The organism is Pantoea sp. C8B4 (assembly GCF_051336905.1).
Taxonomy (GTDB): Bacteria; Pseudomonadota; Gammaproteobacteria; order Enterobacterales; family Enterobacteriaceae; genus Pantoea; species Pantoea rwandensis_B.
In genome coordinates, this window is sequence record NZ_JBGMNK010000001.1 from 150128 (window position 1) to 162701 (window position 12574).

At 53.4% G+C, this 12574-nt stretch carries 12 protein-coding genes; 6 read left to right on the plus strand and 6 right to left on the minus strand.

What is annotated here, in order from left to right; translation table 11 throughout:
- Nucleotides 1-17: 17 nt before the first annotated feature.
- The 3 genes from hcp to ACCW76_RS00690 all read left to right on the plus strand — a co-directional run bounded on the left by hcp (nucleotide 18) and on the right by ACCW76_RS00690 (nucleotide 3760).
- On the plus strand, nucleotides 18-1670 hold the full coding sequence (hcp, locus tag ACCW76_RS00680; RefSeq protein ID WP_436337447.1) for a hydroxylamine reductase: 1653 nt from the start codon (nucleotides 18-20) through the stop codon (nucleotides 1668-1670).
- A gap of 8 nt (nucleotides 1671-1678) precedes the next feature.
- Nucleotides 1679-2647, plus strand: coding sequence for an NADH oxidoreductase (gene hcr, locus ACCW76_RS00685; RefSeq protein WP_436337448.1), 969 nt, complete (start codon nucleotides 1679-1681; stop codon nucleotides 2645-2647).
- Nucleotides 2648-2743: 96 nt separating this feature from the next.
- Entirely contained in the window at nucleotides 2744-3760 is a 1017-nt protein-coding gene (locus ACCW76_RS00690; RefSeq protein WP_436337449.1) for a lipoate--protein ligase A, read from the plus strand.
- On the opposite strand, the gene ACCW76_RS00695 is transcribed toward ACCW76_RS00690, so the two are convergent.
- Both ACCW76_RS00695 and ACCW76_RS00700 read right to left on the minus strand, forming a co-directional pair.
- Nucleotides 3753-4331, minus strand: a complete 579-nt coding sequence (locus ACCW76_RS00695; protein ID WP_038647046.1) for a TetR/AcrR family transcriptional regulator — start codon at nucleotides 4329-4331, stop codon at nucleotides 3753-3755. The two genes, ACCW76_RS00690 and ACCW76_RS00695, sit on opposite strands and share 8 nt — an antisense overlap.
- The gene (locus ACCW76_RS00700; protein ID WP_436337674.1) at nucleotides 4328-4924 is read right to left on the minus strand and encodes an NAD(P)H-dependent oxidoreductase; all 597 of its coding nucleotides are present in this window, start codon (nucleotides 4922-4924) and stop codon (nucleotides 4328-4330) included. Before ACCW76_RS00700 ends, ACCW76_RS00695 begins: the two co-directional genes overlap by 4 nt.
- Before the next feature lie 99 nt (nucleotides 4925-5023).
- Here ACCW76_RS00700 and ACCW76_RS00705 point away from each other — a divergent pair, with 99 nt between their 5' ends.
- Both ACCW76_RS00705 and ACCW76_RS00710 read left to right on the plus strand, forming a co-directional pair.
- Complete coding sequence (locus tag ACCW76_RS00705; protein WP_436337450.1) at nucleotides 5024-5236, plus strand: hypothetical protein; 213 nt, start codon at nucleotides 5024-5026, stop codon at nucleotides 5234-5236.
- Nucleotides 5223-5423 (plus strand): hypothetical protein, encoded by a 201-nt coding sequence (locus ACCW76_RS00710; RefSeq protein ID WP_436337451.1) that lies wholly within the window; start codon nucleotides 5223-5225, stop codon nucleotides 5421-5423. Before ACCW76_RS00705 ends, ACCW76_RS00710 begins: the two co-directional genes overlap by 14 nt.
- Nucleotides 5424-5800: 377 nt before the next feature.
- On the opposite strand, the gene ACCW76_RS00715 is transcribed toward ACCW76_RS00710, so the two are convergent.
- Nucleotides 5801-6481, minus strand: coding sequence for a pirin family protein (locus ACCW76_RS00715; RefSeq protein ID WP_436337452.1), 681 nt, complete (start codon nucleotides 6479-6481; stop codon nucleotides 5801-5803).
- A gap of 222 nt (nucleotides 6482-6703) precedes the next feature.
- Between ACCW76_RS00715 and ACCW76_RS00720 the strand changes: the two genes are divergently transcribed.
- Nucleotides 6704-7267: a TetR/AcrR family transcriptional regulator gene (locus tag ACCW76_RS00720; RefSeq protein WP_436337453.1), complete on the plus strand. Its 564-nt coding sequence runs from the start codon at nucleotides 6704-6706 to the stop codon at nucleotides 7265-7267.
- A gap of 2 nt (nucleotides 7268-7269) precedes the next feature.
- Here ACCW76_RS00720 and ACCW76_RS00725 read toward each other — a convergent pair whose 3' ends face one another.
- The 3 genes from ACCW76_RS00725 to ACCW76_RS00735 form a co-directional block, all read right to left on the minus strand.
- Nucleotides 7270-7851, minus strand: coding sequence for a TetR/AcrR family transcriptional regulator (locus ACCW76_RS00725; RefSeq protein WP_436337454.1), 582 nt, complete (start codon nucleotides 7849-7851; stop codon nucleotides 7270-7272).
- Nucleotides 7852-7985: 134 nt separating this feature from the next.
- Nucleotides 7986-9410, minus strand: a complete 1425-nt coding sequence (locus ACCW76_RS00730) for an efflux transporter outer membrane subunit (protein ID WP_436337455.1) — start codon at nucleotides 9408-9410, stop codon at nucleotides 7986-7988.
- Between the two features lies 1 nt (nucleotide 9411).
- A complete protein-coding gene (locus ACCW76_RS00735) occupies nucleotides 9412-12573 on the minus strand; it encodes an efflux RND transporter permease subunit (RefSeq protein WP_045832053.1) in 3162 nt (1053 codons plus the stop codon).
- Nucleotide 12574 lies beyond the last annotated feature (1 nt).

Consider the following 12574-nt stretch of genomic DNA (forward strand, 5'->3'; position numbering starts at 1 on the left):
ATACGCAAGGTGTGATTATGTTCTGTGTGCAATGTGAGCAAACCATTCGAACTCCCGTCGCCAACGGCTGTTCTTACGCGCAGGGAATGTGCGGCAAGACCGCTGAAACCTCCGACTTACAGGATTTATTGATTGCAACGCTGCAAGGGCTCTCGGCATGGGCCTGCAAAGCGCGCGAATATGACCTGATTGACCACGCGGTCGACAGCTTCGCCCCGCGCGCCTTCTTTTCCACCCTCACCAACGTCAACTTTGATCCGATCCGTATCGTCGGTTACGCGCGTGAAGCGATAGCCAAACGTGAAGCACTAAAAGCGCTGTGCCTCGCGCTCGATGCCCATGCGCAGGTCGAACATCCGATGGCTGACTTACAGCTGGTCAGTGACGACCTCGGCGATCTGCAAAGGCAAGCGGCGGCCTTTATCCCCAACCGCGATAAAGCTGCCATCGGTGACAACATTCTCGGCCTGCGCCTGCTTTGTCTCTATGGGCTAAAGGGTGCAGCGGCGTACATGGAACACGCGCATGTCCTCGGTCAATATGACAACGCCATCTACGCACGTTATCACACCATCATGGCGTGGCTCGGCACCTGGCCAGCGGAGATGAATGCATTGCTTGAATGTGCGATGGATATCGGCCAGATGAATTTCAGCGTGATGCAAATCCTCGATGCGGGTGAAACCCATGCTTATGGCCATCCCACCCCCACTCAGGTCAACGTCAAAGCGGTCGCGGGTAAAAGCATCTTGATTTCCGGCCATGACCTGAAAGATCTCTATCACCTGCTGCAACAAACCGAGGGCACAGGCGTTAACGTCTACACCCATGGCGAGATGTTGCCTGCGCATGGCTATCCTGAACTGCGTAAATTCAAACACCTGGTGGGTAACTACGGCAGCGGCTGGCAGAACCAGCAGGTTGAATTCGCGCGCTTCCCTGGCCCTATTGTGATGACATCCAACTGCATCATCGATCCGCATGTTGGCTCGTATCAGGATCGTATCTGGACGCGCAGCATCGTTGGCTGGCCTGGCGTCAATCATCTGGAAGGTGACGATTTCAGCCCTGTGATTTCACAAGCCTTGCAGCTCAACGGTTTCCCTTACAGTGAGATTGAACATCTCATTACCGTGGGCTTTGGCCGACAAACGCTGCTCGGGGCGGTCGATACGCTGATCGACCTCGTCAGCCGGGAGAAATTGCGCCACGTATTTTTAGTCGGTGGCTGCGACGGTGCACGCGGTGAACGCAATTACTTCACGGATTTTGCCACCCAGGTGCCGGCAGATTGCCTGATCTTAACGCTGGCTTGCGGGAAGTATCGCTTTAACAAACTCGATTTCGGTGACATTGAAGGCTTACCGCGTCTGGTGGATGCCGGACAATGCAACGATGCCTATTCAGCCATCATGTTGGCCGTAACCCTGGCAGAGAAACTGGGCTGCGGCGTCAATGAACTGCCACTCTCGTTAGTGCTGTCCTGGTTTGAACAAAAGGCGATTGTGATTCTGCTGACGTTGCTGTCATTAGGCGTCACTAATATTGTCACCGGCCCCACTGCGCCCGGCTTCCTGACACCGGACCTGCTTGCCGTGTTGAATGAGAAATTTGGCCTGCGCCAGGTCACCACCGTTGAGCAAGATATGCAACAGATGCTGAGCGCATAGGAGACACCATGACCATGCCAACCCCACTGTGCCCATGGCGCATGCAAGTCCATCATATTCACCAGGAAACGCCTGATGTCTGGACGCTGTCGCTGATTTGCCATGATTACTATCCCTACCGCGCAGGCCAATACGCCCTCGTGAGTATCAGTCATCAAAAGGAGACACTGCGCGCCTATACGTTGTCGTCAACGCCGGGCATCAGCGAATACATCACACTGACCGTCAGACGTATTGAAAACGGGGCTGGGTCAAACTGGCTCACACAGCAGGTGAAACGCGGTGACTACCTGTGGCTATCGGATGCCCAGGGCACATTTACCTGTGACCCCCTCGCCAGTAACAAACTGCTATTACTGGCAGCAGGTTGCGGCGTCACGCCGGTGATGTCGATGCGACGCTGGCTGGCTGCTCATCGCCCTGACGTGGATGTGCAGGTAATCTACAGCGTGCGCTCACCGCAGGATGTGATTTTCGCGGATGAGTGGCAGAACTATCCCGTGACGCTGGTGGCGGAGAATCAGGCAAGCGCAGGATTTACCGCTGGGCGTTTAACACAGGCGATGCTGAATGCCGTCCCGGATCTTACCGCACGGACACTTTTCTGTTGTGGTCCTGCACCCTATATGGAATGGGTAGAAAACACAGCGCGAGAAATGGGGGTTTTACACGTCTTTAAAGAGCCCTTCTTCACCCCTGCGGCGCCCGCGGCGAGTGAAGGCGTGAAGGTGAGCAAACTGTCTGAAGCGAAAACCTTCTTTGCAGCCCATGGCGACTCATTGTTGCAGGCGCTGGAAAGCAATCAGGTAGCAGTAAATGCCGCCTGTCGCGAAGGCGTGTGTGGCTGCTGCAAAACCCAGGTGCTTGCCGGTGAATACAGCGTCAGCAGTACGCTGACCCTAACCGAACAAGAGATCGCTGCGGGCTATGTGCTGGCCTGCTCTTGCCAGCCATTAAGTGATTTAGTGGTGGCATAAGAGGTAAAAAACGCGCTTCAATGGAAGGGCGTTTTTCTTACCTTTCCTTGCCGTAACGCGTAAGCTACGCCTCTCTCTCAAGGAACTGGAGGAAACATGTCCACCCTACGTTTGCTGATCTCTGACTCACACGATCCATGGTTTAATCTCGCGGTGGAAGAGTGCATCTTCCGACAGATGCCCACGACCCAGCGCGTGTTGTTTTTATGGCAAAACGCCGAAACGGTGGTCATTGGCCGCGCACAAAATCCGTGGAAAGAGTGCAATACGCGCAGGATGGCAGAAGATGGCATCAAACTGGCGCGGCGCAGCAGCGGCGGCGGTGCGGTGTTCCATGATTTGGGCAACGCTTGTTTCACTTTTATGGCCGGTAAACCTGAATACGATAAAACCGTCTCGACGGCGATTATTTTGCAGGCGCTTGCGAAGCTCGGTATGCGCGCCGAAGCCTCCGGTCGCAATGACATCGTGGTCAATGTGAATGGCGATATACGCAAGATTTCCGGTTCCGCCTATCGTGAAACACCCGATCGCGGTTTTCACCACGGCACTTTCCTGATGAGCGCCGATCTTTCACGTCTTGCTGATTATCTTAACCCGGACATCAAAAAGCTTCAGGCTAAAGGGATCTCGTCGGTGCGTTCACGCGTCGCTAATATTGCGGATTTTATCCCGGAGATCAGTTTTGCTGATATCCGTCGTGAAGTGATTGCCGCCTACTTCACGCATTACCACGAAACCTGCGAGCCCGAATATATTTCACCTGAAGTGCTGCCAGACCTTCCCGGCTTTAAGGAGCAGTTTGCCCGACAGAGCAGCTGGGAGTGGAATTTTGGTCAGGCACCTGATTTCTCGCATCTGCTGCAGGAACGCTTTGTCTGGGGTGGCGTTGAGATTCACTTTGATGTTGAGCGCGGCACGATTAGCCGCAGCCAGATTTTCACCGATAGCCTTAATCCCGCACCCTTAGAAGCGCTGGCGATGAAGCTTCAAGGGGTGGCGTATCGCCCGGAATCCCTGCAGGCTGCCATGCAAGAACTGATTGCGGCGTTCCCGGAGCAACAGAAGGAACTCAACGAATTGGCCAGCTGGCTGGTGAACAGCATCAGATAAGATGGCGTTGCACCAGCGCCTCAATCAGTCCCTGCAGTTCCTTTACGCCATCCAGTTGCCGAATATCGCTACACACCACGGCATTTGAGATGGCGTCTGCCGCGCCCAGCAAGCCCCACAAGCTGGATTGCGGCAGCTTCGCCTCAGCAAACCACAGACGAAACTTCGCCATGAAATCGAGTTGGTATTTGCGCTTCACTTCGGCCAATTCGGGCGTGCTGTTGAGCGCTGACAGCACATCGGGGATCTCGCGCCCCTGAGTGAGTACACAGTTCACATAACAAGCCGCCACCGTGCTGGCACGTTCCGTCAGTTCGCTGCCCGCCTTGGCCATCGCCGCATCAATCACAGCGTTTTGCCGCACATCAAAGTCCTCATACAGCGCAGCGAGCAAACCGTGTCGGGTACCAAAATGCTCATACACCACGGGCTTACTGACACCCGCTTCGACCGCCACCCGTCCTAAGGTCAGCGCATCACTGCCGTGCGAGCGCACCAGGTTCCACGCCGTGCTGATGAGCTGCTCGCGGCGTTCGTCAAAGGTCATACGCTGGCGCGTTGGTGAGTTCATGCAGGTTCCTTCAAAGTGAAAAGTCGCTGTCCCAACTGCCGGGCGAGCGCGTAATGCGCATCAGGATAACCCTCATCGGACGGCAACAACAGTTCGCTGGTGATCACGGGCGCGCCGCAATAGCCGAAGATCCCCTCATCGATCTGATTGCGCATACTGCCGAAATAACCGCGTCGCAAATACGTGCGCGTATTCGCCGCCCCCAGCGCCAGCAGATGCACCTGAAGATGCCCCAACTTCTTTATCACCTTTTCACCGGTATCGTCATATGCCCAGCCCTGGGTAAATACGCGGTCAATCCATCCTTTCAATTGTGCCGGAAACGACCACCAGTAAATCGGATACAGCATTACCAGCGCATCTGCACGGTTCAGACGTTGCTGTTCAGCCAACACATCCGCAGGTGAAACAGTGCCTGATTTGAACTGATCGAAATCCGCCTGGTTGAAGCGCGGGTCGAATTGCTCAGCGGCTAAATCGGCGATTTCAACACTGTGCAAACCACTCGCCGTGATACCTGCAGCAAGGTGTCTGACCACAGCGTGCGTATGTGAATGGCTGTCAGGATGGGCCGTAACGATAAGCGTATGCATGGGAATAATCTCCGACATTGATTGACCTACCATTGGTAACTTACCAAAAGTAGGTTGTCAATGACTTATTTGTCATGCGACTTGAAGGTGCAATGCCCTATGGTTGAGCCAAGGGGTGATGACAAAGTTTGGGGTTGGCTGGAAGACTTGGTTACGCAGGAGATGACGATTCCTGGGTGGGTTTGTCTGATTTGGCGAGTTCGTCTGATTTGGCTTATTTGGCTTATTTGGCTGATTGGGCTGATTGGGCTGATTGGGCTGATTGGGCTGATTGGGCTGATTGGGCTGATTGGGCTGATTGGGCGAGTTTGACGAGTTTGACGAGTTTGACGAGTTTGACGAGTTTGGCGAGTTTGGCGAGTTTGACGAGTTTGACGAGTTTGACGAGTTTGACGAGTTTGACGAGTTTGACGAGTTTGACGAGTTTGACGAGTTTAGTGATGATCCAGACCAGTGTTCCATACCTTCACTGGGTTTTATCAAAGCGGGCACAATCTAAATGGCCGTAGCACCGCTGATGCTGCAAGGGCTATCCGCAGCGCTGAGGCTTTTACGTTGTGCCAGGAGCCAGGCGCAGGGATGCGCCGGGCAGTTCGGGTTGGCCAGGACGGCCTTACCCGAACGATCCGTCGGCACGACGTGGAAGCCGAGGGTACCGCGTTAGCGGCGCGAGGACGGCCCGGCAGCAGCAGCGGTGCTACGGCCCACACCGGCACATACAAAAAAGCTGCCATTTCTTGATCAATGGCAGCCCTAACACCAGGCAAAAATCTTAGGATGCGCCTTAACAAACAATTTGCTACAACAAACCCTACCCAAGAGCCCTCATGGCCCTCGCCATAGCACGCTTTCTCATGAGCGCTTTTCTAGCCAAGCTCACCCAAACGTGACACCGTCACTCACCAGAAAAGCGATCACTATCGCGTCACGCTCGCCACGCACATCAGGTAAAGCGCCCTGCTCACTGATCGAATCCCCTGGCATCAACCGCTCATCGCCAACACGCACAATGCCATCCAGCAACGTCAGCCATGTTGAGTAACCGGCAAGATGTGGCACCTCAACCTGTGCGCCCCGCTCCACTTTTAGATCAAAAATAAAAACGTCCTGACCCAACGGCAACGGTGCATCGCTACTTTCTGGTCCCGCCAGCAAAGTCCAGGCGTTTAGCGGCAACCCATCCGCGCGAGTGAAATCCAGGGTGCGTGGCGCACCGCCGCTTTTAGCCGGACGGATATAGGCCTGCAGCATCTCGGTTTCAATAAAAGGTGCAGACTCTTCATAACGCACTCCACTCCCCGCACTCACCACCATGGCGCGTTTGGCGTTCAGCGCAATTTTGTCGCCATTTTCAGCAAGGTGTTGAGCGGAACCGCGCCAGACGTAGCTAAAAATCTCTTCATCTTGCCGTGTATGCATCGGAATACGCGCATCCATTTTCAACGACATCTGATCAACAATCGCCAACGCGCCAAAAGCCTCACCGGGTCTTTGCCGGCGGATGGTAAAGGGACCGTATTCAAATAACTGGTCGCGCTGGGCTCGCATCACGTTCATGGTTTGCTCCTCAAAATGTGGCTATGCACATCATGATAGCGGCGAGAAAATCCCAGAACAGGTGTTCGATTTGCTCGCTTATGTCAAAATTTTTGAATATTAATAACCCGTAGCAATAATAAGAGGCAGAAACAACACTCAGACCGCCAACTTTCAGCATTCAGGATTAGTCAGCCTGCATATTTTTGCGTAAAATACACTTTTCCGTGATGAGTAAATAACATGAATCGCAGCGAACAGATTCTTGATGCAGCCGAACAGTGCATGCGCCTAAAAGGTTTTCATCAAACCTCCATTCAGAATATTGCCAGCCAGGCAGACGTTAGCATTGGTTTAATCTACAAGTATTACAAAAATAAAGAAGCCATTATTGAAGCGTTGGTGACGAATGTAGTTCAACGCATGATTGCATTATTAAATGCTGATTTTGAGCGAATTGCCCATGCAGGAGGCGTGACGCATTCGGTGCAGGACATTGTGCCACCTGAAGTCGAGCACAGTATTGTCTTGCTAATGGAAATCTCATCTGAAGCCACACGTAATGGGCGTATTCGTCAGATAATGAATGATGCGTGGCAGGTATTAAAAAATAATTTTATTACTCAGGAACAGACGCTTAATCCGTCACTGGATGCCAGCGTTATCAATACCCGATTGCACATCATTTCACTGGTGATTGATGGCATGATCATCCGCCGTTGCATGAAACAGCGTGAGGTACCTGTCGGGTTTATGCCTTTCTTCGATGCCATCACACGTGACATCAATCAACATGATAAGGTTTGATATCAGCCAAACAGATGATGCGAAAGAATGCCATTGATCCTGCCTTTTTCCCGATGATCGAGGGTATTATCGCCAAAGGCGCGGCAGGCAACGCCATCCACCAGCATCAATAAGAATTGAATACGCTCATTGCACTGCTGATCACTCACGCCAGGGCTCTGTTGACATAATGATGTCTCCAACTCCGTAATTAATAATTGTTCTTCCTGCGCCAGAACTGCGCGCACAGCTTGATTACGCGATGCTTCCGAATACATCTCCAGCAATAAACAGCGATCCTGATAAGGCCAATCCTGCCAAAAGCCGGATTCCGTATTGATAATATCAGCGGTACTGCTTTGACGCGGAAGATTATTTTGCAGAAACAGACGCCAATTCACAGCAATACTCTTAATGGTTTCACTGACGATTAATTCTTTGCTCTCAAAATAACGATATATCTGCCCTGCTCCCAAGCCAGATTCACGGCTAATATCCGCCATGCTGGCACCATGAAAACCCGACTGACTAAAGCAGACTTTAGCCGCTGAAATAATCAGCTGCTGTCGTTGCTGAAAGAATTCTTCATTCTCTGATTTGCTCAATCATGACTCCTAAAATGTCCACAGCGTAATTATTGTTTTTCATAGGATACGCGAAGGCGTTTCTCACTGAAATAGTGATAAAAAACCCGGTTACATTTTTCACCGGGCCGATACATTACCGGCCCGGGAAAGCGTTACAGTTTCAGTTCAGATTCTTTCAATGCCGTACCGCCACCCAATACTTTGTAGAAAGTATTCAGGTTTTGGTAGTAGGCCTGCTCAACACTGACCAAACTGGTCCGCGCCGTGTAGAGCGTACGCTGGGCAGTTAACGCATTCAGATAGGTATCAACCCCGTTCTGATAACGCAGGTCGGCCAAATGATAGTAAGTCTGCGATGCAGCAACATTATTACGTTGGCTGGTCAACTGATCGTTGATGGTGCCACGCCGTGCCAGCGCATCCGCGACTTCAGAGAAAGCGGTTTGCACAGACTTCTCATACACCGCAACGTAATACTCTTTCTGCGCTTTGGTGTAGTTCAGGTAGGAAACGTTATAGCCACCTTTGAAAATCGGCAGCGAAATGCTCGGTGCAAACGACCAAATGCCTGCGCCGTTCTTAAACAGTGAAGACAAATCGGCACTGCCAACACCTCCGCTTGCGGTCAGCGTAATGCTCGGGAAGAAGTTGGCTCGCGCAGCGCCGATATTGGCATTGGCCGCTTTTAGGTTGTGCTCGGCCTGCAAAACGTCTGGGCGATTGTTCAGTGCCTCCGATGACACGCCAGCAGGTACGGTTTTCAACGCATTGCCAATCGACTCAATATCCTGGGGTAACAGGCTATCCGGCACACGCTTCCCGACCACCAAATCCAGCGCATTCTTATCCTGCGCCACGCTGGTGGTATAGCTGGCCACATCTGCCTGTGCAGATTGATAAGTCGTTTCTGCTGAAGCCACATCGACCATCGAATCCACGCCGTTTTGCAGACGTTTGCGCGTCACCTCCAGCGACTGGCGCGCACTCTCTGCCGTCTCTTTCGCGATCGCCAGATTACTGCGATCCGCCGCCAGCTGTAACCAGTAATCCACCGTGTTATACAGCACCGTCAGGCGCGTGCTGCGAGCGCCCTCCAGCGTGCCAAGATAGGTTTCATACTGCTGACGCGAAAGACTCTGATTCTTGCCAAACAGGTCCAGCTCGAAGGAGCTCACGCTGCCTTCCGCCGAATAAGTATTACTGAGCGCGGTTTGATTCCCCTCGCCCGTCAACGCACGCGAACGGGTGCCGCTCACGCCTGCGCTAATCGTCGGGAAGAGATCGGCGCGCTGCTCGCCGTACTGTGCGTGTGCCGATTTCACACTGGCGACCGCTTCACGTAGATCGCGGCTGCTGTCCAGCGCCATCGCCACCACCTGACGCAGCTTGGTATCCAGCACATAATCCTGCCAGCTGATATCACGATAATTCGCTGGCGTGCCCTGCAAGCCACGATAGGCATCGCCGGTTGGTGTGCTGGTGCTGACCGCATCATTGGGACGATCGTAGTGCGGATCGAGTGACACACAGCCCGCGAGAAAGCACGGTAACAACACCATTAATAATTTTGCAGACATATTACTCCTCCGCCTTCACAGCTGATTCGGTTGACTGTGCATCGTCATGCGGAATCGCCGGAAACACGCGACGGACCAGAACAAAGAACAGCGGTACAAAGAAGATGGCCAGTAACGTTGCTGTCAGGGTGCCGCCGATAATACCTGTCCCGATAGCAATACGGCTGTTAGCACCCGCGCCGGTAGAAATCGCCAGCGGCAGCACCCCAGCAGTGAACGCCAGTGACGTCATGATGATCGGACGCAAACGCATCGTGGCGGCATGAATCGCAGCTTTCACCAGATTCTCGCCTTTGCGGTAATTTTCCTCCGCAAACTCCACAATCAGAATCGCGTTCTTCGCGGATAGGCCGATGATGGTGAGCAACGCCACCTGGAAGTACACATCGTTTTCAAGACCGCGCAACGTAATCGCCAGAAGTGATCCAATCACCCCTAACGGCACCACCATCATCACCGAGAACGGCACCGACCAGCTTTCATACAGCGCGGCAAGACACAGGAACACCACAATCAGGGAAATGCCATACAACGACATCGCCTGGTTGCCAGAAAGTTTTTCCTGATAAGAGAGTCCACTCCACGCAAAGGTTGTGCCAGCCGGTAGTTTGGCCGCCAGCTTTTCCATTGCGGTGATGGCATCGCCCGAACTCTTGCCCGATGCTGACGATCCTTCAATTTCATAAGAAGCCAGGCCGTTATAGCGTGACAACACATCTGGACCGTAAGCCCATTTTGAGGAGGCGAACGACGAGAACGGCACCATGGTAGTGTTACTGCTGCTATCCGTTCCGCGCACATACCATTGGTCGATATCTTCAGGCTTACTGCGGAACTGTTGATCGCCCTGCATATACACTTTCTTCACGCGACCACGATCGGTGAAGTCGTTGATGTAACTCCCGCCAATCGCTGCACTCAGCGTGTCGTTAATGTCGCTAATGGTCAGCCCCAGCGATTGCGCTTTGGCATCATCAATACTGACATCCAACTGCGGCAGATCTGGCAGTGAGTTCGCGCGTACCGCACTCAACACCGGGTCCTGGTTGGCTTCGGCAATCAGCTGGTTACGCATTTTCAGCAGTTGGTCGCGATCGGTGGCCCCACGCGCCTGTAATTCAAAGGTAAAGCCGTTCGATTGACCTAACCCCGATACTGAAGGCGGTGAAAGTACGAAGATCTGCGCGTCACGGATGCTGGAGAGCGCAGCCATCGCGCGGCCCGCAATGGCATCGGCGCTGTTCTCCGTGCCTTTACGCTCGCTCCAGTTTTTCAGCGAGATAAAACCAATACCGGCGTTTTGTCCGCTACCAGCAAAACTGAAACCGTTAACCAGCATGCTAACGTTAACGTTGTCTTTTTCTTTGGTGGCAAAGTACTGCTGTACCTGCTGACGGACTTCACTGGTACGGTTTTCCGTGGCACCCGGTGCCAGCTGATACTGCACCATGATATAGCCCTGGTCTTCCGTCGGCAGGAAGCCGGTTGGCAAACGCATATACAGCACTGCACAACCGATCAACAACACGCCGTACAGCAGCAGGTAGCGCACTGAACTGTTCACCACATGGCCCACACCGTTTTGATAGCGCCCCTGCACTTTTTCATAACTGCGGTTAAACCAGCCAAAGAAACCTTTGGTGCCGCTTTCGTGGTTATGAGGTTTCAGTAAGGTTGCACAAAGGGCCGGCGTCAGTGTCAGCGCCACAATCACCGACAGCACCATCGACGACACAATGGTGATCGAAAACTGGCGATAGATCACACCGGTTGAACCACTGAAGAAGGTCATCGGCAGGAACACCGCCGACAACACCAGCGCGATACCAATCAAAGCACCGGTGATCTCCTTCATTGATTTTTCCGTGGCCTGTCGCGGCGGTAACCCCTCCTCGCGCATCACGCGCTCAACGTTCTCCACCACCACAATCGCATCATCGACCAGCAAGCCGATGGCTAGCACCATGCCAAACATGGTTAAGGTGTTTATCGAGTAACCAAACAGCGACAGCACACCGAACGTACCCAGTAAAACCACCGGCACGGCAATCGCCGGGATCAACGTCGTACGAATGTTCTGCAGGAACACGAACATCACGATAACCACCAGGATCACCGCTTCGATCAGCGTTTTCACCACCTCTTCAATCGAGATTTTGACGAAGTCGGTGCTGTCGAGTGGATAAGCAATCTCGTAGCCCGCCGGCATGCTGCTACGGAACTCATTGATGGTGGCTTTCACCTGCTCAGCGGTGGAAAGCGCATTCGCACCAGATGCCAGCTGCACAGCGATACCGGATGCGGGATGGCCATTCGCCAACACGTTGGCACTGTAGTCTTCATCGCCCATTTCGACGCGCGCGACATCACTCAGTCGCACTACCGAACCGTCAGACTGACTCTTAAGCACGATGTTGCGGAACTGCTCTGGTGTTTGCAGACGCGAACGCGAACGAACTGTCGCCACCAGCTGCTGTTCTTTGCTGGCTGGCTGTGCGCCCAATTGCCCAGAAGAAACCTGGGTATTTTGGCTCTCCAGCGCGGTAGTGACATCCGAGGGCATCAGTGAATAGGATGCAAGCTTACTCGGGTCCAGCCAGATGCGCATCGCGTACTCGGCACCAAACACTTGCACGCTACCCACGCCGGAAACACGCGCCAGCGTATCTTCCATATTACTGACCATATAGTCAGCGACATCGGAAGAGCTGCTTTTATTGGTTTTGTCGTACACCGCCAGGATCAGCAGGAAGTCGCTCTGCGCTTTCTCCACGGTGACACCTTGCGTGGTGACCGCGGTAGGCAAACGGCTCTCTGCCTGCTGAACCTTGTTCTGTACCTGAACCTGGGCGATATCGGGATCGGTGCCCTGCTGGAAGGTCACATTGATCTTCACCTGCCCGGTCGATGCCGTGCTGGTGGAGTCAAAATAGAGCAACCCATCCAGCCCGGTGAGCTGCTGCTCAATCACCTGCGTGACGCTGCTCTCCAGCGTTTCCGCCGACGCACCGGTGTACGTTGCCTGAATACTGATCTGCGGTGGCGCGACGTCAGGATATTGCGCCACGGGCAGGCTGTTAATGCTGAGTAGACCGAACATCATAATGCAGATGGCGATAACCCAGGCAAATACCGGCCGACGAATAAAGAACTGAGCCAACATA

Excerpts from the sequence above, each read along its gene's own strand:
- hcr (WP_436337448.1), top strand. The coding sequence starts at position 1,679 with ATGACCATGCCAACCCCACTGTGCCCATGGCGCATGCAAGTCCATCAT.
- ACCW76_RS00715 (WP_436337452.1), bottom strand. The coding sequence starts at position 6,481 with ATGAACGTGATGCGAGCCCAGCGCGACCAGTTATTTGAATACGGTCCC.
- ACCW76_RS00700 (WP_436337674.1), bottom strand. The coding sequence starts at position 4,924 with ATGCATACGCTTATCGTTACGGCCCATCCTGACAGCCATTCACATACG.
- ACCW76_RS00720 (WP_436337453.1), top strand. The coding sequence starts at position 6,704 with ATGAATCGCAGCGAACAGATTCTTGATGCAGCCGAACAGTGCATGCGC.
- ACCW76_RS00695 (WP_038647046.1), bottom strand. The coding sequence starts at position 4,331 with ATGAACTCACCAACGCGCCAGCGTATGACCTTTGACGAACGCCGCGAG.
- ACCW76_RS00705 (WP_436337450.1), top strand. The coding sequence starts at position 5,024 with ATGGTTGAGCCAAGGGGTGATGACAAAGTTTGGGGTTGGCTGGAAGAC.
- hcp (WP_436337447.1), top strand. The coding sequence starts at position 18 with ATGTTCTGTGTGCAATGTGAGCAAACCATTCGAACTCCCGTCGCCAAC.
- ACCW76_RS00730 (WP_436337455.1), bottom strand. The coding sequence starts at position 9,410 with ATGTCTGCAAAATTATTAATGGTGTTGTTACCGTGCTTTCTCGCGGGC.
- ACCW76_RS00735 (WP_045832053.1), bottom strand. The coding sequence starts at position 12,573 with ATGTTGGCTCAGTTCTTTATTCGTCGGCCGGTATTTGCCTGGGTTATC.
- ACCW76_RS00690 (WP_436337449.1), top strand. The coding sequence starts at position 2,744 with ATGTCCACCCTACGTTTGCTGATCTCTGACTCACACGATCCATGGTTT.